General features: G+C 63.0%; 17 protein-coding genes. 14 read left to right on the top strand and 3 right to left on the bottom strand.

The genetic code is table 11. The features are described from left to right. Window positions 1-162 precede the first annotated feature (162 nt). Window positions 163-744 (bottom strand): TetR/AcrR family transcriptional regulator, encoded by a 582-nt coding sequence (locus CIT25_RS07590; RefSeq protein WP_095483916.1) that lies wholly within the window; start codon window positions 742-744, stop codon window positions 163-165. A 191-nt stretch (window positions 745-935) separates the two neighbouring features. On the opposite strand from CIT25_RS07590, the gene CIT25_RS07585 reads away from it, so the two are divergent. From CIT25_RS07585 to CIT25_RS07575, 3 genes are read left to right on the top strand one after another with little or no spacing between them, the layout of a single operon-like run. Continuing rightward, the gene (locus tag CIT25_RS07585) at window positions 936-1,262 is read left to right on the top strand and encodes a hypothetical protein (RefSeq protein WP_245329785.1); all 327 of its coding nucleotides are present in this window, start codon (window positions 936-938) and stop codon (window positions 1,260-1,262) included. Then, on the top strand, window positions 1,256-4,432 hold the full coding sequence (locus CIT25_RS07580) for an efflux RND transporter permease subunit (RefSeq protein WP_095483915.1): 3,177 nt from the start codon (window positions 1,256-1,258) through the stop codon (window positions 4,430-4,432). The genes CIT25_RS07585 and CIT25_RS07580 overlap by 7 nt, the downstream gene beginning before the upstream one ends. Window positions 4,433-4,448: 16 nt before the next feature. Then, on the top strand, window positions 4,449-5,618 hold the full coding sequence (locus tag CIT25_RS07575; RefSeq protein WP_095483914.1) for an efflux RND transporter periplasmic adaptor subunit: 1,170 nt from the start codon (window positions 4,449-4,451) through the stop codon (window positions 5,616-5,618). A gap of 62 nt (window positions 5,619-5,680) precedes the next feature. Here CIT25_RS07575 and CIT25_RS07570 read toward each other — a convergent pair whose 3' ends face one another. Further along, window positions 5,681-6,628: a LysR family transcriptional regulator gene (locus tag CIT25_RS07570; RefSeq protein ID WP_095483913.1), complete on the bottom strand. Its 948-nt coding sequence runs from the start codon at window positions 6,626-6,628 to the stop codon at window positions 5,681-5,683. A 101-nt stretch (window positions 6,629-6,729) separates the two neighbouring features. Between CIT25_RS07570 and CIT25_RS07565 the strand changes: the two genes are divergently transcribed. The 5 genes from CIT25_RS07565 to CIT25_RS07545 all read left to right on the top strand — a co-directional run bounded on the left by CIT25_RS07565 (window position 6,730) and on the right by CIT25_RS07545 (window position 12,656). Beyond that, window positions 6,730-7,518 carry a HalD/BesD family halogenase gene (locus CIT25_RS07565; RefSeq protein WP_095484018.1) on the top strand — a complete coding sequence of 263 codons (789 nt, stop codon included), beginning with the start codon at window positions 6,730-6,732 and terminating at the stop codon, window positions 7,516-7,518. A 96-nt stretch (window positions 7,519-7,614) separates the two neighbouring features. Further along, complete coding sequence (locus CIT25_RS07560; RefSeq protein ID WP_095483912.1) at window positions 7,615-8,337, top strand: GntR family transcriptional regulator; 723 nt, start codon at window positions 7,615-7,617, stop codon at window positions 8,335-8,337. A gap of 24 nt (window positions 8,338-8,361) precedes the next feature. Next, a complete protein-coding gene (locus tag CIT25_RS07555; protein WP_095483911.1) occupies window positions 8,362-9,468 on the top strand; it encodes a mandelate racemase/muconate lactonizing enzyme family protein in 1,107 nt (368 codons plus the stop codon). Between the two features lie 348 nt (window positions 9,469-9,816). Further along, window positions 9,817-11,139 carry an NAD(P)H-dependent oxidoreductase gene (locus CIT25_RS07550; protein WP_095483910.1) on the top strand — a complete coding sequence of 441 codons (1,323 nt, stop codon included), beginning with the start codon at window positions 9,817-9,819 and terminating at the stop codon, window positions 11,137-11,139. 20 nt (window positions 11,140-11,159) lie between these two features. Continuing rightward, entirely contained in the window at window positions 11,160-12,656 is a 1,497-nt protein-coding gene (locus CIT25_RS07545) for a xylulokinase (protein ID WP_095483909.1), read from the top strand. 312 nt (window positions 12,657-12,968) lie between these two features. Here CIT25_RS07545 and CIT25_RS07540 read toward each other — a convergent pair whose 3' ends face one another. Then, window positions 12,969-13,931 (bottom strand): sugar-binding transcriptional regulator, encoded by a 963-nt coding sequence (locus CIT25_RS07540; protein WP_095483908.1) that lies wholly within the window; start codon window positions 13,929-13,931, stop codon window positions 12,969-12,971. Between the two features lie 433 nt (window positions 13,932-14,364). On the opposite strand from CIT25_RS07540, the gene CIT25_RS07535 reads away from it, so the two are divergent. From CIT25_RS07535 to CIT25_RS07505, 6 genes are all read left to right on the top strand, one after another. Beyond that, window positions 14,365-15,375 (top strand): ABC transporter permease, encoded by a 1,011-nt coding sequence (locus CIT25_RS07535; RefSeq protein ID WP_095483907.1) that lies wholly within the window; start codon window positions 14,365-14,367, stop codon window positions 15,373-15,375. Window positions 15,376-15,492: 117 nt separating this feature from the next. After that, a complete protein-coding gene (locus tag CIT25_RS07530) occupies window positions 15,493-16,431 on the top strand; it encodes a sugar ABC transporter substrate-binding protein (protein ID WP_095483906.1) in 939 nt (312 codons plus the stop codon). A 23-nt stretch (window positions 16,432-16,454) separates the two neighbouring features. Next, window positions 16,455-17,957: a sugar ABC transporter ATP-binding protein gene (locus CIT25_RS07525; RefSeq protein WP_425351736.1), complete on the top strand. Its 1,503-nt coding sequence runs from the start codon at window positions 16,455-16,457 to the stop codon at window positions 17,955-17,957. Window positions 17,958-18,114: 157 nt separating this feature from the next. Beyond that, complete coding sequence (locus CIT25_RS07520) at window positions 18,115-18,879, top strand: SDR family oxidoreductase (RefSeq protein ID WP_095483904.1); 765 nt, start codon at window positions 18,115-18,117, stop codon at window positions 18,877-18,879. A gap of 8 nt (window positions 18,880-18,887) precedes the next feature. Beyond that, window positions 18,888-19,673, top strand: a complete 786-nt coding sequence (locus CIT25_RS07515; RefSeq protein WP_095483903.1) for an SDR family oxidoreductase — start codon at window positions 18,888-18,890, stop codon at window positions 19,671-19,673. Between the two features lie 449 nt (window positions 19,674-20,122). Then, window positions 20,123-21,097: an ABC transporter substrate-binding protein gene (locus CIT25_RS07505; RefSeq protein WP_095483901.1), complete on the top strand. Its 975-nt coding sequence runs from the start codon at window positions 20,123-20,125 to the stop codon at window positions 21,095-21,097. Window positions 21,098-21,152: the final 55 nt, after the last annotated feature.

The following is a 21,152-nucleotide window of genomic DNA, read 5'->3' as shown; positions in this document are numbered from 1 at the left end:
CATCGGTCCTATCCTGCCTCACCAAGCAACAGGTCGCGCCGGTGGTGCGGCGACAGACCGGCAAAGGAGACGCGCGATGACGGTACATCCGAACGGACAAGAGAGCATTCGGCGGCGCGGCTCGCAATGAACACGCCACCGGTCGTTCCGCCGCCTGCGAGACTATCTGGCCCTGAAAGAGGTGATCAGGCCTTCCGCCATGCGGACGAATTGCGCGCTAGGGCCCTCGGCTCCGACGCTTTGCAGGCTGACGCGGGCGCCTTCAAGCAGCAGCGACAATGTATCGGCGAGAAGTTCCGCCTGTCCGATGCCGGCATCCCGGCACAGGCCGACCAGACGATCGCGCTGAGCCTGCTTAAGCTCCTTGATCACCCGACGGGCCGGATGGTCGGTCTCGCTCAACTCGATGGCGGCGTTCGCCATGTCGCAACCGCGACCGTCCATCAACAGGCAATCGGCAGCCATCCGGACCCAGGCGTGCAGCTGCGCAAGCTTGTCGCCCGGATGCTCGGCCTCGAATTTCTGCCACATCGCGTTGGCGCTGCAGGCGGTCGCCCGCAGGCATTCGATGACCAGGTCGTCCTTGGACTCGAAATGACGGTAGAGCGTCATCTTATTGGTACCGGCGGCCTCAGTGATCGCGTCGACGCCGACGCCCTTGATGCCATGCTTGTGGAACATATCCCGTGCCGTCTCCAGGATGCGATCCCGGGGGCGGACGCGTTCCGCAGTGCCGTCTTCCATCAAAACCTCCTTGGTTTCCGGGGTTTCCGAAAAATCCCTCGGCCCACCTCTTGACTAGGGTGTTACCGGTCTGTAACTTCTAGATGTTACTTACTGGTAACACCCCAATTGCCTCGTGTCAAATCTCGCAGGCGCCTGTGAATAGCCTCCGCCGAATCGGCCCAGGCATGAAACTGCGCCCTAGGCGATTTTTGGCCGCGAACAAGAAGACCACCCGGTCTGCGGCAAACGCCGCGGATCGCAAGCCAGGAGCCGCTACGATGTCGCAGCGCAAAGATTTGACGATCGACGAAGTTGTTAAGGATCCGATGATCCGGATGCTGATGAAGGCCGACCGCGTCGACCCGCGCTCTTTCGAGACGATGCTGCGTACGCTTGCGGATGCGCAAGGGCACGGCCGCAAGGCGCCGCATCGTTTTCTCGAAGATTCGGGTCAAAGGCGCATCCAGCGGCTGTCCAGAGTGGCCAAGGCCTTTGGCCAGGCGAGAGCATCGGGCGAGGCGTACGTGTCATGGTAAACTTCTTCATCCACCGACCGATCTTCGCATCGTCGATCGCCATCATCATGGTGCTCGCCGGGGCGATCTGTTATTTCCTGCTGCCTGTCTCGCAGTTTCCAGACATCACGCCGCCTCAGGTCGTGGTCAGCGCCAATTACCCGGGCGCCAGTGCGCAGGTCGTGGCCGACACCGTCACGACGCCGCTCGAACAGCAGATCAACGGCGTTCAGGGGATGACCTATATGTCGTCGGCGAGCTCCAATGACGGCTCGTCGACGATCACCATCACCTTCGAGGTCGGCTACTCCCTGAGCACCGCGGCCGTCGACGTCCAGAACCGCGTCTCGCAGGCGGCGTCCTCGCTGCCGGCCATCGTCAACCAGGGCGGCGTGACGATCAAGAAGCAGAACCCGAATTTCGTCCTGATCGTCAACCTCACCTCGCCCGACGGCTCCGTCGATCCGGTCGCGCTCAGCAACCTCGCCTACCTGCAAGTGGTCGACCCGCTGAAGCGTCTGCCAGGCGTCGGCGACGTGCAGATCTTCGGCGAGCGGCGGTATTCGATGCGCGTATGGCTCGATCCAGACAAGCTCGCCAATCTCGGCATCACCGCCGTCGATGTCCAGAACGCCATCGCCGAGCAGAATGTCCAGGTCGCGGCCGGCAAGATCGGGCAGTCGCCGGCGCCGGCCGGCACTGCTTTCGAAATGCAGGTCAACGCGGTCGGCCGACTGAGCGACCCCAAGGAATTCGGCGATATCGTCGTGCGCGCCGATGCCGCGAACGGTTCGCTGGTGCGGTTGCGCGACGTTGCGCGCATCGAACTCGGCGCCCTGCAATATTCGTCGTCGGCGTTCTTCGGCGAAGACCCGACCGTGGTGCTCGCGGTCTACCAGATGCCGGGCTCGAACGCGCTCGATCTGCAGCAGCGCGTCAAGGACAAGATGCAGGAACTGTCGGGCCGTTTCCCGAAGGGCGTCAGCTACGCCATGCACTACGACACGACGCGCTTCGTCTCGGCGTCGATGCACGACGTGCTGGTGACGCTCGGCGAGGCGCTTGTCCTGGTTGTCGCGGTGGTGTTCATCTTCCTGCAGAGCTGGCGCACCACGATCATCCCGACGATTGCGATTCCGGTGTCGCTGGTCGCCACACTCGTCGTCATGTACATGTTCGGCTTCTCGCTGAACATGCTCAGCCTGCTCGGCATGGTGCTGGCGATCGGCCTCGTCGTCGACGACGCGATCGTCGTCGTCGAGAACGTCGAGCGCCAGCTGGAGGCCGGCCTCAAACCGCTGGCTGCCACGCGCGCGGCGATGGCCGAGGTCACCGGCCCGATCATCGCCACGACCGCCGTGCTGATGGCCGTGTTCGTGCCGGTCGCCTTCATACCCGGCGTTTCCGGCCGGCTCTACAATCAGTTTGCACTGACGGTGGCGATCTCCTTCGGCATCTCCGCCTTCGTCTCGCTGACGCTCACCCCGGCGCTCAGCGCCGCCTTCCTGCGCCACCGCCCGGCAACGCAGTTCGTGCTGTTCCGCTGGTTCAACACGGGCTTCGAACGGCTGTCAAATGCCTACGCCCATGGTGTGCGCTTCCTCATCCGCCTGCGCTGGATCATGCTCGGGCTGTTCGCGGCCGGGCTTGTCGCCACCTATTTCGTCTGGCAGCGACTGCCCTCGACCTTCCTCCCGGTCGAGGACCAGGGTTATTTCTTCGTCGTCATCCAGTTGCCGGATGGGGCATCGCTGGAGCGCACCGACGCCGTAGCCCGCAAGGCACGCGCCATCCTGCAGAACACCCCCGGCGTCGATATCGTCGGCTCGATCAGCGGCTTGAACTTCCTCACCAACGCGGCCCAGTCGAACTCGGCGGTGGAATTCGCGATCCTGAAGCCATGGGACGAACGCGGCCCTGACCAGAGCGCCTCGAAGCTCGTCGCCGACGTGCGCTCGAAACTCATGGAACTTCCGGAAGCCTTCGCGCTGAGCTTCGATCCGCCTTCGATCCCGGGTATCGGCACGACCGGCGGCTTCGAATTCCAGGTGGAGGATCTGACCGGTCGCGGCAGCGCTGCGCTCAACGATGCGACGCAAGCCGTGCTCGCCGAGGCGCGCAAGCAACCCGAGCTCAACCCGCAGCAATTGTTCTCGTCGTTCTCGACGTCGACGCCGCAGTTCAACTACGACCTCGACCGCAACAAGGCGAAGCTGCTCGGCTTGAGCCTGCCTGACGTGTTCAACACGCTGCAGATCTATCTCGGCTCGCTCTATGTGAACGACTTCAACCTGTTCGGCCGCACCTTCCGGGTGACGATCCAGGCCGACAAGGATGCGCGTGCGGGTGCTGCCGACATTTCGCGGCTCTATGTGCGCAACGCCTCCGGCGGCATGGTGCCGTTGAGCACGCTCGGCAAGCTGGTGCCTATCGTCGGCCCGGAAACCGTCCCGCATTACAACAACAATGCATCGGCTCTGATCAACGGCGGTGCTGCACCCGGCTACTCCTCAGGCCAGGCGGTCGCGGCGATGGAACGTGCCGCTGCCACGGCACTGCCGAAGGATTTTGGCTACGAATGGACGGGCATCACCTATCAGGAGCTCAAGGCTGGATCGATCGCCTCGATCGTCTTCGGTCTCGCCATGGTTTTCGTCTTCCTGATCCTCGCCGCCCAATATGAGAGCTGGGCCATGCCCTTCATGGTTCTGCTCGCGGTGCCGCTTGCCCTGTTTGGTGCCTTCGTCGCCTTGTTGATGCGCGGCATGCAGATCGACGTCTATTCGCAGATCGGCTTCGTCATGCTGATCGGGCTGGCGGCAAAGAACGCCATTCTGATCGTGGAGTTTGCCCGGCGCCGGCGCGAGGAAGGTCTCAGCATCGTCGACGCGGCAATGGAAGCGGCGCGTTTGCGGCTGCGGCCCATCCTGATGACCGCCTTCGCGTTCATCCTCGGTGTGCTGCCGCTGATGTTCTCCACAGGTGCCGGTGCAGCGAGCCGCCAGTCGATCGGCACCACCGTCTTTGGCGGCATGGTCGCGGCGACAATCCTGTCGCTGGTGTTCGTGCCGGTCTTCTATGCGGTGATCGAGCAACTGCGCGAGCGCGGCAGCAAGAGCGAACCCGTTGCCGAGCCGACTGAACCCACTGCGGAACCCGCTTTCGAGCGATTGGCCGAAGCGGCCGAATAGGATTGGAGAATTGATCATGCGTAAATGGAAAATTGCGTTGGGAGCGGCCGTCGCCCTGGGGGCGATCTCGATGGCGAGCGTTCACTTGCTCGACATGGGCAATTTCGGCCTCAACGCCGGCACGGCAGGTGCAGCAACGCCCGAACCCGCGGCGCCCGAGCCCGCAGCATTTGTCATGCCGGTGCCGGTGGTGAGCGTCGTCAAGAAAACGATCCCGATCTATCTCGACTATGCGGCCCGCACCGAGCCGATCCGCAGCATCACGCTGCAAGCGCGCGTACCGGGTTATCTGCAGGAGCAGGTTGCGCCCGACGGCAGCGATGTCAAGAAGGGCGACCTTCTCTACAAGATCGCTCCAGAGGATTTCCACGCTGCCCTCGACCAGGCGAAGGCGCAGGTCCAGCGCGACGAAGCAACGCTTGACTATGCCCGTTCCAACCTTGGCCGCGGCACCGAGCTCGCCAAGAGCGGATACATCGCCAAGGATGCGTTCGACCAGCGCACCAGCAGCTTGCGCGAGGCCCAGGCCTCGCTCGCCGTGAACCAAGCGGCTGTGCGGACCGCCGAGCTCAATCTGAGTTATTCGGAAATCAAGGCGCCGTTCGCCGGGCGCGTCGGCCGTAACCAGGCCTCTATCGGAACTCTGGTTAGTGTTGCCGGCACGGTGCTCAACACACTGGTGCAGCTCGACCCGATCTATGTCACTTTCAATCCGAGTGAAACGGATCTGGCGCAGATCGAGGAAGCGCGCGCGGCGGGACCCATCGATGTCGACGTCCTGCTTCCCGGCGATACGGAACCGCGCCAGAGAGGTCAGCTCACCTTCATCGACAACACGATCGATCGTTCGACCGGCACCATCACCGCACGGGCGACGATCGGCAACGCCAAGTTCACGCTGCTGCCGGGCCAATATGTTCGCGTCAGGCTGCACATCAAGCAGCAGCCCGACGCACTGATGGTGCCGCAGACGGCTCTGGGATCGAGCCAGCTCGGCAAATACCTCTACGTCGTCGGCAAGGACAACACTGTCGACCAGCGCATCGTTTCGCTCGGGCCGACCAATGGCGATCTGGTGGCCATCTCGAGCGGCGTGTCGGAAGGCGACCAGGTAATAACAGGCAATCTGCAGAAGATCGGGCCGGGAATGCCGGTCTCGCCGCTGCCACAGAAACCGGCCACCTGATACCCCCCCGTCAGGTCCGGTCCAGCGGCGCCCTCGGCTCCCACGCCAAGGGCGCCGTTTTGCTATGTTTGTTTTTCCGCAATTCCGGACGGAAAACCGCTATGCACTTTTCCTGGAATTGCTCCAAGCAGCGCGACGAGCCCGGCAACATCGGCGCGCTCAGCCTTTGACGCAGGCATGAAGGCGCAATAGGGATGACCGAGGCGCAGAGATACCGACGAGGGCGCGATTAGGCGCCCGGCTTCCAAGTCCCCATGGGCCATGGCCCGCTGGCCAAGCGCAATTCCGAGACCCAGCCTTGCCGAGACGATCGCCAAGCTGGACAGACCGACACGGCGTCCATGTGAGGGATCAGGCGCGCGGCTGCCGCCTGACGCCGAAAACCAATCCGCCCATGTCGGATGCGAGGCATAGTTCGGACCCCAGTTGGTGTGGATGAACAAGCTCTCGTGCACATCCGCAAGGCTGGATGCATCGTTGCCGTATCTTTGCCAGAAGTCCGGCGCGCAGACCGGCAGGACGTCGTCATGGATGAGGCGGACCATCCGCAAACCGGGATAGTGATAGTCGCCATAGCTGATGCGAAGATCGATGTTCTGGCGCATCAGGTCGACGGGATCGTCTTCGACGCGGACGTCGATCGCCATTTGCGGGAAGGCATCGAGAAGAACGGCCAGCCTTGGCGCCAGCCACAATTCGGCCAGCGAAAACGGCTCGCTGACGACGAGACGCGTCCTCAGCCCGCCCTCCAGCATGCGCCGACCGATCGCCGCGATGTCGCCCAAGGCGCGTGCGGTCTGCGGATAGATTGCGTGGCCGGCGTCGGTCAGCGCGACGCGGTTGCCGCTGCGCACGAACAGCTGCTTGCCGAACCAGGTCTCGAGATTGCGGATCTGCTGGCTGACCGCCGCCGAGGAAACGCCGAGTTCGGTGGCGGCCAAAGTAAAATTACCAGTCCGCGCGGCGACCTCGAAGGCTTTGATCGCGTTCAGCGGGGGGAGCCGTTCCATGAACCTTCCGTAAGTTTTTCCTGCGGAAGACTAATAATTTTCGCCGTTGAGAGAAAGATTTTTTTGCCGTCTTCTACGCTCGAACCTTGGAGCATGAGACGATGAAAGACATTCTCGATCTGGAGCGGTACCCGCTCGACCGTGAGGGCAGCGCTGAGTGGAAGCGCCTCGTGGAGACCTCGGCTGCGGCGCTGGAAGCCGACGGCATGTTCAATCTCGAGGGTTTTTTGCGGCCTGGCGTGGCCGAACGGGCGGTGCAGGAAATCCAGCCCGTCATGGCGACGCGGTCGCACGTGCACAGGCGCATGCACAACATCTACTTCAAGCCCGATCTCCCGGAACTCGCTCCCGACCATCCCGCACTGCGTAAGGTCGAGACCATCAGCCATACGGTCTGCGCCGACCAGATTCCCGATAGCCTCGTGCTCGCCATCTACGAATACGAGCCGCTGCTGCGCTTCCTGGCGGCGGCGATGAGAAAGCCGCGGCTGCATGTCATGCAGGACCCGCTGGCGCGCACCAATGTGATGGCCTACCGCGCCGGCGAGGCGCTGAACTGGCATTTCGACCGCTCGGAATTCACCACGACCCTGTTGTTGCAGGCAGCGCAGCGCGGCGGCGATCTCGAATACCGCACCGATCTCCGATCGGACGACAATCCCAATTACGACGGCGTCGCCAGGCTGCTCGAAGGGCGCGACCCCGAGGCAAAGATACTGCGCATGAAGCCGGGCACGCTGAACGTCTTCCGTGGCAAGAACACCGCGCATCGCGTCACCACAGTCGAAGGCGAACGCGAGCGCATGATCGCGGTGTTCTCCTACTATGAGAAATCAGGCGTGATGTTCAGCGACGAGGAACGAGTCGGCTTTTACGGCCGGGCTGCGTGAGAACGAAGTCGCCGACATTCCGCCCGGAATCCAGAAATAACTACTTGTTAGATTGTCGACAATCTGCTTGATTTCGGTTCCTTATGGAGTGGCCGAATGGGGAAGCTGGATTTTGCTCCGATCGCGGATACGACAAGGCGCGCCGAGATCGTGGCGCTGCTTCGGCGCGCGATCCTGACCGGCCAGCTGGAACCGGGGCAAAAACTCAACGAGCTCAGGATTGCCGAACAGATGCGGGTGAGCCGCGCGCCACTACGCGAAGCGATGCGCGAACTGGTGCAGGAAGGCATCCTGACCAGCATTCCCTACGCCGGAACCTTCGTCATCGACGTGACCGCCAAGGACATCGACGATGCCTATTCGCTTAACAAGGTGCTGGATGAGTTCGCTATCGAACTGACCTGGCGGCTTCGCGACCAGCGCTTCTTCGACGAGCTTGACAGGCGCCACGAGGCGGTGAAGCAGGCGACGCGCAACCTCGACACCACCCGCCAGATCGAAACGGCGCTGCAATTGCACGGCCTGATCCATGAATGGGCCGACAATTCGGTGTTGCTGGAGACTTGGCAGCGCCTGGCCAGCCGGCTGCAGATGTATTTTGCCCTCCACCAGCGGGCGCGCAAAGAGCCGGTGCCTGCCGAAGACATCCACGAGACCTATGTGCGGCTGCTGAAGGGCTCCGACATGCGCGCCGCCCAGCGCCATGCCCGCGAGCATATCGACCTCGATTTCGAGGAACTGCTTGCCTATGCGCGCAGCCTCGAACAGCGAGCTTCAAAAGGCGCCAAGGCGACCGTTGCCAACCGGCAGCAAATCTGAACATCGCGAACAACGGATAAGCACGTGCAGATCAAAACCATCAAAGCCTACCATGTCGTGCAACCCTTCGTGGACGGGCCCTATCGCATGTCCAAGGGGCGTGTCGCCGATGCGTTCGACGCGGTGATCGTCGCCATCACCTCCGATAGCGGGCTGACCGGCTGGGGCGAGATGGCGCCGCTCGGCAATTTCTACTCGCCGGCCTTCGCAGCCGGCACGCGCGCCGGCATCATAGAAATCGCGCCGCATCTGGTCGGCCACGATCCCCGGGCCTTGGCCAGAATCGGCCGGCTGATGGACACGGTGTTCAAGGGCCATCCCTACATCAAGTCGGCGCTCGACATGGCGTGCTCAGATCTCGCGGCGCGCGCCGCCGACGTGCCGCTGGTCACGCTGCTCGGTGGACGCGAGAGCGAGACGGCGGAACTCTACAAGGTCATCACCCATGGCACGGTCGACGCCATGGCCGCACTTGCCGAGCGCATCGTCAAGGACGGGTTTCACCGGCTGCAGGTCAAGGTCGGCGGCAACGTACATGACGACATCGAGCGCGTCACCGCGGTCGCCGCTTCGGTGCCGAAAGGCACGGTGATCTTCTGCGACGCCAATGCCGGCTGGACGCCCTATCAGGCGCGCCAGTTCGCTGACGCGACGCGGGCCATCGACTACACGTTCGAGCAGCCCTGCACCACGATCGACGAATGCATGTCTGTGCGCCGCTCGCTCGACAAGCCGATGGTGCTGGACGAATCCGTCGCCTCGTTGGACGACATGCTCGACATCCACCGCAAGGGCGCGGCCGACGGGCTGACGCTGAAAATCTCGCGGCTGGGCGGCGTCACCAAGACGCGCCAGATCCGTGATCTTGCGGTCGACCTGGGCTTCATGATCACCGTCGAGGACACCGGCGGCGCCGAGATCGACACATCAGCGATGGCGCATCTGTCGCTGTCGACGCCGGAGGAGCGCCGGCTGCACGCCATCGCCTTCCACGAATGGGTGACGGTGCGCACCGCATCGAACATGCCGCCGGTCACGGGCAGCCGCATGGGCATTCCGGAGGGGCCGGGTCTCGGCATCGATGTCGTTCCCGACCTGCTCGGCGCGCCTTTCTTCGAGGTTGGCAGCTAAGATACTGGCATGCGCCGAGCATGCCGTCTCGGTCATCGCCGTCTGCATCCTAAAGATCACCGCCCTTCTCCGCTCCCTAAAGCGCGTCGCGTTGAAACGGATGCAATTGACGCGCTTTAAGCCTTTGTTTTTATGCATGCCGTTATCCCACAACCGCTGCGCACCTTTTGGGTGACAGGCACCATCTGGCTGCGCAGTCAAGCCGCATGCCGCGTCTCAAAATCGAAATCACACAATTTTGGGAAGGAGGCTGCCGAATTGCATGTTGAAATATTTTTCATTTGGAAATAGGAATGTTCAGAACGATGATCTCGACGCTGCGACGCGTCAGGAACTGGAGGAAGCGATATGGCCCATCCGCAATTTGCAGCGGAACTTTTGCAACGCGCTGAAAAGCAGGGACCGATCACTATCGGGCTTGCCGGCGCCGGGCAGATGGGCACCGATATCGTCGTCCAGGTTGCGCTGATGCCGGGCATGCGGATCGGCGCCATTTCCGAGGTCAGGCCGCAGGCGGCGATCGACGCAGCACTTCTCGCCGGCCACGACCGCTCCGACATCGTGCAAGCCGGCAATGCGGCGGCGATCGACCGTGCCATCGAGGCCGGCAAGATCGCGGTGACCGAAGACCTGCATGCGCTGGCATCCGCCGGCCGCATCGACGTCATCATCGACGCGACAGGCAATCCCAACATCGGCACGCTGTTCGCGCTCGAAGTGATGAAGAACGGCAAGCACATCGTCATGCTGAATGTCGAGGCCGACATCACCATCGGCCGCTTCCTGAAAGAGGAAGCGCGCAAGGCCGGCGTCGTCTATACGGGCGCGGCCGGCGACGAGCCCGCCTGCACGCTGGAGATCATCGGCTTTGCCAAAAGCCTCGGCTTCAACATCATCGCCGCCGGCAAGGGCAAGAACAATCCGCTGAAGATCGATGCCATGCCGGCCGACTACGAGAAGGAGGCGGCCGAGCGCAACATGAATGCGCGCATGCTGGTCGAGTTCGTCGACGGCTCGAAAACGGCGATCGAGATGGTGGCGATCGCCAATGCCACCGGCCTGGTGCCCGACGTGCCGGGGATGCATGGCCCGACAGCAACGCTTGAGGAACTCGCCAGCGTGCTTTGCCCGCGCGAGGATGGCGGCGTGTTGCATCGCAAGGGCGTGGTCGACTATTCGATCGGCAAGGGCGTGGCGCCAGGCGTGTTCTGCATCATCGAGACCCGGCATCCGCGGGTGCTGGAGCGCATGGTCGACCTCAAGGTCGGCAAGGGCCCCTATTTCACGATCTTCCGTCCCTATCACCTGACCAGCCTCGAAGTGCCGCTGTCGGCGGCGCGCGCCGTGGTCTACAAGCGCGCCGACATGGAGCCGCTCGACCATCCGGTGGCCGAGGCGGTGGCGGTTGCCAAGAGCGATCTTGGCCTCGGCCAATCGCTCGGCATGATCGGCGAGAACGACTATCGCGGCTTCGCCATGACCTGGGAGGACGCGCGCGCCCGCGGCGCCCTGCCGCTCGGCCTCGCCGAGCGCGCCAAGGTGGTCAAGCCGGTCAAGACCGGCGACTTCCTCACCTATGAAAATTGTGTACCCGACGATTCGATGGTGATAACCCAGATCCGCCGTCGTCTCGACCAATCGGACGGGCGGTTCGTTACAAACGAAGCCTGACTCCACCGGATAACCGCCTGATGGACGATGTCGTAATCGGGATCGACGCCTCGACGACGGCCGTGAAGGCGATCGCTTTCACGCGCGACGGCAAGGAGCTGTTCCATGCGCGCGAAGCCTATCCGCTTTCAAATCCCAAGCCCGGCCATTTCGAGCAGGATGCCGAACATTGGTGGACCGCACTGCTCGGTGCATTGAAGCGGGTCGCTGAGGCGGTGGGCGCTTCGCGCGTGGCGGCGATCTCCATCGCTCACCAGCGCGAGACTTTCACGCTGATCGATCATGCCGGCAAGCCGCTCATTCCGGCGATCTTGTGGCTGGATGAGCGTGCTCGCCCGCAAGTTATAAGGCTGTCGTCCGAACTCGGCCGCGAGGCGATCCGCGACTGGAGCGGCAAGCCACCGGACCCGACGCCCGCGCTCTATGCTGTTCGCTGGCTTGCCGAACACCAGCCGCAAGCGCTCGACGACGCAGCCGCAATCGTCGACGTGCATGGCTTCTTCGTCCACCGGCTGACCGGACATCTGGTCACCAGCACGGCAAGTGCGGATCCGCTCGGGCTGCTCGATGTCAAGAATGGCACCTGGCACCCTGAGCTCGTTGCGGCCGCCGGGCTGCGGCCGGACCAGTTGCCGGAGCTGGTCACGCCCGGCACGATCTGCGGTGGCCTTATTGAAAGCGTGGCCCGACTGACCGGCCTGAAAGCCGGCACGCCTGTCGTCGCCGGCGCCGGCGACGGCCAGGCGATGGGCCTCGGCATGGGGGTCTACGACGAAGGCAAAAGCTATCTTTCGCTCGGCTCGGGCGTCGTCAGCGGCTGCTATTCCCATGGGATCACGACATCGGACGCGTTTCGAACGCTGGTCTCGCCGACCGGCTCGGGATTCATGCTGGAGACCGTGTTGCGCTCGGGCATGCAGCTGGTCGACTGGATCGTTCGCACGACCGGTTCGCCGTCTGCCGCCGCACTTGAAAAAGCGGCGGTGGACGTTGCCGCCGGCAGCGAGGGACTGCTTGTCATGCCGTACTGGGCTGGCGTCATGAGTCCATATTGGGACGGCGCGGCGCGCGGCGCCATTGTCGGCCTGTCCTTGGATCATGAGCCGAAGCACCTTTTTCGGGCGGTTTTGGAAGGCATCGCCTTCGAGCAGGCCATCGCCAGCGAGGCAATGGAAACTCAAGCCGGCGGCAAACCGGCTGCGATGATCGCGGCCGGCGGCGGCACCAATTCGGCTCTGCTGATGCGGATCATGGCAAGCGTGCTCGAGCGGCCGCTCTCCGTCTCATCGGTCAACGAAGCCGCAGCACTCGGCGCCGCCATGCTGGCGGCTTCGGCGATAGGATGGTTTGCCTCGCCCGAGATTGCGGCCGAAGCTATGGCCACGCCCCCCACCAGGCATGTCGATCCCGTCGACGGCCTGATCTCCGGCTACCGCGCGCGCAAGGCGATCTACCGCGACCTCTATCAGGCGACGCGCGATATCCACGTGCGGCTTGGTGAAGTTGGACAAGTTTAGAGATTTTGACAGGTCGGAGACCTTTCGGACTCAGCCTTTGAGATGTCGGCGGGACAGCACCCCCCTCTGGCCTGCCGGCCATCTCCCCCGCAAGTGGGGAGATCGGCAGCTTCGACGCTCCGCCCGCTCCTGCAACGCTGGAGATTGGCAAAAGCGACTGAGCGCGCAATCTCCCTCCTTGCGGGGGAGATGTCCGGCAGGACAGAGGGGGGGTGGGAAGGATCGCTACAGAGCAGAATTCTGCGCCGCTGTATTTGAGATCGGGCTCAATCTCGTTTCAACACAGTCGTTAAATCCACAGCGCAGCGATATCTAGCGGTTGAGCAGGCCCTTGGCCGCATCCTCGTCGGTGATCAGAACCGAAACCTTGGTGTTGGCGAGCGCCGCCCGCATGATGGCTATCTTTTCCTGCCCTCCCGAAACCAGGATGATGGCCGGGATGTCCGCCAGGTCCTGCAGCGGATAGGCGCAGACCCGGCGATTGACCTCATGATCGACGAGGCGGCCCTCGGCGTCGATGAAATGACATAAAATATCGCCAACCGCGCCAGCCGCCTGCAGCTCCTCGAGTTCGCTGGGCTTGATGAAGCCGTAATTGGCGATCGGGCTGTCGTTGGAAAACGATCCGACGCTGAGCACGGCGATGTTTGCCCGGCGCGCACGGAAGACGACGTCCTGAACGCTGCGCTGGCTCATGAAGGCGTCGCGCTGCTCCGGCCGGTCGGCATAGACGGGCACCGGCAGCAGGAAGCACTCGGCGCCGATCTTTTCGGCGAATTCCCAGGCGCTCTCGGTCGGGTTGAGCGGTTGGGCATGCGTCAGGCCGCCCAGCATGGAGACCACCGTCGTCCTGGCGATCGGCCGCCGCGGCAATTCATTGATGGCGAATTTCAGCGTCCGCCCCCAGCCGAGCGCGATGACATCGCCGGCATTCACGTTGTCGGCCAGATAGGCGCCCGCGGCATGGCCGATCATCAGCGGCGCGTTGCTCCGGTCGGCGGCCGACGGCACCACAACGGCCTGGCTGAGCCCGAAACGCTGCTTCAGAGCCTCTTCCAGCACCATGCATTCGACGACGCTGTCGCGGATGCGGAACTGGACGACGCCCTCCTCACGCGCGGCGGAGAGGATGCGATGCACCTTGATGCGGCCGATGCCGAGGATCTCCGAAATCCTCTCCTGCGTCAGACCCTCGACATAATAGTGCCACGCGGCACGGGCCTTCAGCTCGACATCCGGGAAGCGCGAGGCCTTGTCATTCTCTATCATCGCCATCTTTTTGCCCTCCCGCGGTCGTCCGGATCCTTAGATGCCATTCAGATGGCGTATCCGACCAAGCGACACGAAATCGTTCTGCGTGCCCAGGATTCAAGATTTAAGATATCGACAGGATAACGTCCACAACGCGAGATGAAAGCCAAATGGTCAACATTTACTTTGTCTTGGCCGTCCTGCCCTGCTCAAGCAGCTGGAATGAATTCGCAGGGATGAGACCGGACCTGAAACGCGGCATTTCGTGCTCTTCCGTAAGGCAACCCGCCTGTTGGCGCAAACCAGGGCGGAATGATGCCGCGGGCCTTGACAATTTTCCGATGAACAGTTTAGCTGAACAAAATTGCATACCAAAGATAAATTGTTCACAGGGAGGTGCCTGGTGAACAACGGCGAGCCGGCGACCCATGGCCGAACTGCTGGTGGAGGAGACAAAATGGCTGTGAGCAACGGTGCAAGCGAGTTGAAAGCCGGCCCAAATGCGCAGGCCGCGGCGGGCGCGAAGCTTTCTGCCCTGTTCGCCGGGACCATGGGACCACTGATCGGGCTGGTGCTGCTGTGCCTCGCCCTGTCGCTGACCACCGACACGTTCCTGACGGTCCGCAACATCCTCAACGTGCTCGACCAGGTCACGGTGCTCGGCATCATGGCGATCGGCATGACGCTGGTCATCCTGATCGGCGGCATCGACCTGTCCGTCGGCTCCGTCCTGGCGCTCGCCGCCATGGTGATGGGTTTTGTCGCCCACCCCGACTATCTCAATCTCGGCATGCCCGCTGGGATCGTCACGGCACTTGTCGTTGCTGGACTTTGCGGTCTGGTTTCAGGCCTGCTCGTGACCGTCACCAAGCTGCCACCCTTCATCGCCACGCTGGCCATGATGTCGGTGGCGCGCGGTCTCGCCAACATGATCACCGACGGCTCGCAGATCATCGGCTTTCCCGACTGGTTCACCAGCCTGTCGATCATTCGCCATTTCGGCTTCCTGTCGGTCACCGTCGGGCTGATGATCGTGCTGGCCATCATCTTCGCGATCTTCCTGAATTACCGCGCGACCGGCCGCAGTCTCTATGCCATCGGCGGCAGCGCCGAGGTCGCCAGGCTGTCCGGCATACCGGTCAAGTCGCTGACCAACTGGGTCTATGCGATCTGCGGCGTGCTGGCCGGGCTCGCCGGCATCGTGCTTGCAGCACGGCTCGATTCCGTCCAGCCGAGCTCCGGCTTCGGCTACGAGCTGGACACGATCGCGGCGGTGGTGATCGGCGGCGCCAGCCTATCGGGCGGCGTCGGCTCGATCGGCGGCACCGCCATCGGCGTGCTCATCATCGGCGTGCTGCGCAATGGGCTGAACCTGCTCGGCGTGTCGCCCTTCATCCAGCAGGTGGTGATCGGTGTCGTGATCGCGCTGGCGGTTGCCACGGACACATGGCGGCGCAGAACGCAATGAAGAATTCGCCCGGGTGTCCGGGCGAAAACGGATCGGTTGATCCGAACTGGGAGTTGTTCGGCCAAGGGCGCCGTGATGCGCCGGCAGAACAGATTTGAACATCAACGGAGGAAACACATGCTGACCAAACGTTCATTGCTGCTTGCTGCCGCGGCCGTCATTCCGCTGCTCGGATTGTCCGACATGGCCTCGGCCAAGGAGGCCAAGAAGCTTGGCCTTGCCGTCGCCAATCTACAGGCCGACTTCTTCAACCAGATCAAGCAGTCCGTCGAAGCCTACGGCAAGGAAAAGGGCATCGAAATCGTCACCGTCGACGCCAAGGGCGATTCGGCGACCCAGGTCAGCCAGGTGCAGGATCTGATCACGCAAAATATCGATGCGCTGATCTACATCCCGGCCGGCGCTACCGCCGCCACCGTGCCGACCAAGACGGCCAAGGCTGCAGGCATCCCGGTCATCAATGTCGACCGCAACGCCGACGGCGCGCCCGGCGACACCTTCATCGCCACCAACAGCGTGGCATCGGCCAAGGCGGTTTGCGACTACATCGCCAAGCAGGCCGGCGGCAAGGGCGAGTTGATCATCATCCATGGCCAGAAAGGCACGACGCCCGAGGTCGACCGGTCGAAGGGCTGCGGCGAAGCGCTGAGCGCCTATCCCGACATCAAGGTGGTCGGCGAGCTGTGGAGCGAAGGCTGGCACCAGGACGAAGGTTTCAAGCTGACGCAGGATCTGCTGCAGTCGCATCCCGACGTGTCGATCGTCATCGGCCAGGCCGACGCGCTGGCGCTCGGTGCGGCGCAGGCGGTCAAGGTCGCCAATCCCGGCCACAAGGTCTGGGTTGCCGGCTTCGACGGTGACGTGGCGGCGCTCAAGGCACTGAAAGGCGGCGTCTTCGACGTGACCGCAACGCAGCAGACGCAAGGCATGGGCCGGCTTGCCGTCGATGCGGCGATCAAGCTGGTGGCCGGCGAAACCGTTCCCGCAGAACAGCTGCAGGACGCGACGCTGACCACCAAGGACAATGTCGAGCAGTTCATCGCCAAGCATCCCTGACAATCGGTAGCGGAACGATGTCCTTGGATCCCAGCCATACGCAGACCCCGCATCTCGGGCTCTTCGTCAGCGGCCTCTGCAAGAGCTACGGACCGGTCCAGGTCCTGGCCGATGCGAGCTTCGAGGTGCGACCGGGAGAGGTCGTGGCGCTGCTTGGAGAAAACGGCGCGGGCAAGTCCACCGTTTCGAACATCATCGCCGGGTCGACCAAACCCGATGCCGGCAGCATCACATGGCGGGGGAAACCCTATTCCCCCGCCTCTCCCGCCGAGGCCATCGACGCCGGCGTCGGCATGATCCACCAGGAATTGAAGCTGCTGCCGGACCTGTCGGTCGCCGAGAACGTCTATGTCGGGCGCCTGTTGATGCGCGGCGGCCGCATCGACCGCGCGGCAATGAATGCGCAGGCATCGGCGCAGCTGAGGCGCCTCGGCCTCGATGTCTCGCCGGAGCGCAAGGTGCGCACGCTGCGCATCGCCGCCCAGCAGCAGGTCGAAATCGCAAAAGCGCTGACGCTCAATGCCGAGCTTCTGATCTTCGACGAACCGACGGCAGCGCTTGGCAGCGAGGAAACGGAGCTGTTGTTCAAGCAGATCCGCAAGCTCAAGGCGGAAGGCATGTCCTTCATCTATATCAGCCACCGGCTGGACGAGATCGCTGAGATCGCCGACCGTGTGGTGGTGATGCGCGACGGGCGCATCGTCGCCCGGCACGAGCGCGCCGACATCCCGGTGCGCACGGTGGTCGAGCAGATGGTCGGCCGCAGCGTCGAGCGGATGTTCCCGCCGCTCTCGGAACCGGGCAGCGAGACGTTGCTCGAAGTCGAGAACCTGTCCTCGCCGGAACGCAGCTTTCAGAATGTCAGCTTCTCGGTGCGGACCGGCGAAATTCTTGGCATCGCCGGGCTGATCGGCGCCGGCCGCACGGAGCTGGTGCGGGCGATTGCCGGCGCCGATCCGATTTCGTCGGGGTCGGTGCGTGTCGCCGGCAAACCGGTGCACCTCAATGGTCCGGCGGCGGCGATCAAGGCCGGCGTCGTGCTAGTGCCGGAAGACCGCAAGGCGCAAGGCGTGGTGCTCGACCAGACCATCGGCGAGAATCTGGCGATCGGCAATTTCGACCATGTCGCGCCGAATGGCTGGGTGTTTCCGAGGGCGGTGCAGAAATTCGCCGAGGCCGGCATTGGCCGGCTCGGCGTCAAGGGCCGGCCTAATCAGGCGATCAGCAAGCTTTCCGGCGGCAATCAGCAGAAGGTGATTATCGCCAAATGGATTTCACGGCCGCCCAAGGTGTTCATCCTGGACGAGCCGACACGCGGCATCGATGTCGGCGCCCGGGCCGCGATCTACGATGTCATCGCCGACCTCGCCCGCTCCGGCATGGCGGTGGTGGTGGTGAGTTCCGACCTCGAGGAAGTGCTCGGCCTGTCGCATCGCGTGCTGGTGCTGAGCCGTGGCCGCCAGCGCGGAATTCTCGACCGGAGTGAGGCGAGCAACGTCGCCGTCATGGAACTCGCCACAAGCTAGAACGGGAACCAGCTATAGGGGAATCGGAACAAAGCGCAGCAGGTGATATCCTCCCAAGCACCGGACCGCGCGGGGGCGCCAGCAATAGGGTTGGCGCCCCTTCATTTCCGAAGGACGGCATTTCAGGAGGCCGGCGGTTGGAGCAGAGGGACCGACGATGAAACTATTCGATCTTCATGGGGACGTTGCTCTCGTCACCGGCGCCGGCAGCGGCATCGGGCAAGCGATCGCCATAGGCCTGGCCGAAGCCGGCGCCGACATCGCCTGTTTCGGCCATGCCTCGAAGGGCGGGCTGGACGAGACCGCGCACAGGATTTCGGCACTCGGCCGCAAGGCGCTGGTGCTGACCGGCACGGTGACTTCAGAGGCCGATCTCGCGGCGGCGGTCGAACGCACGGAGAAGGAGCTCGGCGCGCTGACCATCGCCGTCAACAATGCCGGCGTCGCCTCGGCCGAGCCGGCCGAGACGCTGTCGCTGGAAAAATGGCAGAAGCTCTACGACGTCAATGTCAGCGGGGTGTTCCTGTCCTGCCAGGCCGAAGCGCGCGCAATGCTGACGCGGCGCAAGGGCTCGATCATCAACATCGCCTCGATGTCAGGCTCGATCGTCAACCGCGGCCTGACCCAGGCGCATTACAACTCGTCGAAGGCCGCGGTCATCCACATGTCGAAGAGCCTCGCCATGGAGTGGGCCGATCGCGGCCTGCGCGTCAACGTCGTCAGCCCCGGCTACACGCTGACGCCGATGAACAAGCGGCCAGAGGTCGCCGACCAGGTCCGTATCTTCGAGCGCGATACGCCAATGGGGCGCATGGCGGCGCCGGAAGAGATGGTCGGCCCGACCGTGTTCCTGGCCAGCCGCGCCTCGAGTTTCGTCACCGGCATCGACCTGATCGTCGATGGCGGCTTTGTCTGCTGGTAGGAGAGAAAATGCAGAAGCGATTCCAGGGTAAGACGGCGGTCATCACGGGCGCCAGCGGCGGCATCGGTGCGGCCATGGCCAGGCGCTTCGCGGCGGAGGGCGCGGCAGTCGTCGTCAGCGCTATCGACCCGCGCGTCGATGAGGTCGCTGCCGGACTGAAGGCTGAAGGCGCCAAGGTCGCATCGCTGCGCATGGACGTGACGAAAAGGGATGAGGTCGCGGCCCTGTACGATCTGGCCGAACAGCGGTTCGGCCGCGTCGACATCTCCGTGCAGAATGCCGGCGTCATCACCATCGCCAGGATCGAGGTGATGACCGAGGCCGAATGGGACAAGGTGATGGCGGTCAACACCAAGGGCGTGTTCCTGTGCTGCCAGGAGGCGATCGCGCGCATCCGCAAGCATGGCGACGGCGGCCGGCTGATCAATACCGCCTCCGGCCAGGCGCGGCAGGGCTTCATCTACACGCCGCATTATGCGGCCTCGAAATTCGGCGTCGTCGGCATCACCCAGAGCCTTGCCAAGGAAGTGGCGAAGGAGAAGATCACCGTCAACGCGATCTGTCCCGGTATCATTGACACCGATATGTGGGCCTATAACGACGCGGCTTGGGGCAAGCTGATGGGCGACTACAAGCCCGGCGAGCTGATGGCCGAATGGGTGAAGAATATCCCGATGGGCCGCGCTGGCAGCGGCGAGGACGTTTCCGGCCTGGTCAGCTTTCTGGCCAGCAACGACGCCGCCTACATCACCGGCCAGACGATCAATGTAGACGGCGGCCTGATCATGTCGTGAGGATACTCGGACGGCTGCGCCCGTTCGAATTTCACAATGTTCCTTACTTGAGCATCGGATTATCCAAAAGAGCGCTTCACACTTTTCGGTCCGATGCTCCGGCCGCATTATTCGTTGCGCGACATGAACGTTGGTATATATAATTTCATCCCATGAAAATGGCTTCGGCGACTGCCGACAGCCGACATCATGAGACCTTGATGGCTCGCAAGCATGAGGGCGCCGCAAGACCGGCGATCGATCCGCGGATCACTGCTTCGGCAGCACGGCAGCCATGACACGACCCGTCCCGCACGACATTTTCATCGAATTGGGCATCATTCCGTCTGCACCAGCAGCAATGTGGTGCCTATGGCCTTGCGCAACGACCAGCTTTTCCAACACAATAAAAAAGACGAGAAGAAGGGAACGAACGATAACTTCCACTAGAGCTTGACAGGAGAACAAGCATGTCACTGCGGAGTATGATTTCGAGACTATCAATGGGAGCCTTAACACTTGCCGCGGCAAGTGCACTCACGCCTTCGGCCCAGGCTGCGGCGCCGGAATCGAACGACCCAATCAAGATCGCGCTATTCGACTGGACCAGCGTCAATCTGAACGCAAAGATCCTCGGCGGCATTCTTGAAAAACTTGGATACACGGTCGAGTACCCGACCGCCGACTACCTCTCCAGCCTGACCACCGGCCTTACCAATGGCGATCTCTCTGTCGCCATGGAATTCTGGGACACGACGGCCGGCGAAGCCATGAAGGCGTCGGATGCGACCGGCCAGACCGAACGCCTCGGCAAGCTCGGGCCCAAGGCGAAGGAAGAATGGTGGTATCCCGAATATATGAAAGAGAAATGCCCGGGCCTGCCGAACTGGGAGGCGCTGAAGGACCCGAAATGCGCCGAGGCATTCTCGACGGCCGAAACGGCGCCGAACGGCCGCTATCTCGGCGGCCCCGTGACATGGGAAGGCTTCGACGACGAGCGTGCCGCGGCGCTGAAGCTGCCCTTCACCGTCATCCATGCCGGTACCGATGCGGCGATGTTCGCCGAATTGGAATCGGCCTACCAGCGCAAGGCGCCGATCATGCTGTGGGTCTATTCGCCACATTGGGCGCCAGCCAAATACAAGGGCGAATGGATCGAATTCCCCGACCATACGGCGGAGTGCTACGACGATCCGAAATGGGGCGTGAACCCCGAGGCAAAATATGACTGCGGCAAGCCGCATGGCGAGATCTGGAAGTATTCCTGGGCCGGCATGAAGGACAAATGGCCGGTCGCCTACAAGGTAGCGAAAAACTACACGGTCGACACCGACGAGCTCAACAAGATGAGCGGCGAGATCGATCTCGAAGGCAAGACGCCGGAAGACGTCGCCGCTGCCTGGATCGCCGCCCACGAAGCCGACTGGAAAGCCTGGGCCGAGTGATCGTTCAACTGGAAAACTGCGAGACCCGGTCATTCATGGCCGGGTCTCTATCCCA

The organism is Mesorhizobium mediterraneum, from assembly GCF_002284565.1.
Taxonomy (GTDB): domain Bacteria; phylum Pseudomonadota; class Alphaproteobacteria; order Rhizobiales; family Rhizobiaceae; genus Mesorhizobium; species Mesorhizobium mediterraneum.
The sequence above is the reverse complement of the archived record's forward strand: the minus strand, read 5'-3'. Positions and strand labels throughout refer to the sequence as shown.

Coding starts and splice junctions, on each gene's coding strand:
- CIT25_RS07590 (WP_095483916.1), bottom strand. CDS start 744: ATGGAAGACGGCACTGCGGAACGCGTCCGCCCCCGGGATCGCATCCTG.
- CIT25_RS07580 (WP_095483915.1), top strand. CDS start 1,256: ATGGTAAACTTCTTCATCCACCGACCGATCTTCGCATCGTCGATCGCC.
- CIT25_RS07575 (WP_095483914.1), top strand. CDS start 4,449: ATGCGTAAATGGAAAATTGCGTTGGGAGCGGCCGTCGCCCTGGGGGCG.
- CIT25_RS07570 (WP_095483913.1), bottom strand. CDS start 6,628: ATGGAACGGCTCCCCCCGCTGAACGCGATCAAAGCCTTCGAGGTCGCC.
- CIT25_RS07565 (WP_095484018.1), top strand. CDS start 6,730: ATGAAAGACATTCTCGATCTGGAGCGGTACCCGCTCGACCGTGAGGGC.
- CIT25_RS07560 (WP_095483912.1), top strand. CDS start 7,615: ATGGGGAAGCTGGATTTTGCTCCGATCGCGGATACGACAAGGCGCGCC.
- CIT25_RS07550 (WP_095483910.1), top strand. CDS start 9,817: ATGGCCCATCCGCAATTTGCAGCGGAACTTTTGCAACGCGCTGAAAAG.
- CIT25_RS07545 (WP_095483909.1), top strand. CDS start 11,160: ATGGACGATGTCGTAATCGGGATCGACGCCTCGACGACGGCCGTGAAG.
- CIT25_RS07540 (WP_095483908.1), bottom strand. CDS start 13,931: ATGGCGATGATAGAGAATGACAAGGCCTCGCGCTTCCCGGATGTCGAG.
- CIT25_RS07535 (WP_095483907.1), top strand. CDS start 14,365: ATGGCTGTGAGCAACGGTGCAAGCGAGTTGAAAGCCGGCCCAAATGCG.
- CIT25_RS07530 (WP_095483906.1), top strand. CDS start 15,493: ATGCTGACCAAACGTTCATTGCTGCTTGCTGCCGCGGCCGTCATTCCG.
- CIT25_RS07520 (WP_095483904.1), top strand. CDS start 18,115: ATGAAACTATTCGATCTTCATGGGGACGTTGCTCTCGTCACCGGCGCC.
- CIT25_RS07515 (WP_095483903.1), top strand. CDS start 18,888: ATGCAGAAGCGATTCCAGGGTAAGACGGCGGTCATCACGGGCGCCAGC.
- CIT25_RS07505 (WP_095483901.1), top strand. CDS start 20,123: ATGTCACTGCGGAGTATGATTTCGAGACTATCAATGGGAGCCTTAACA.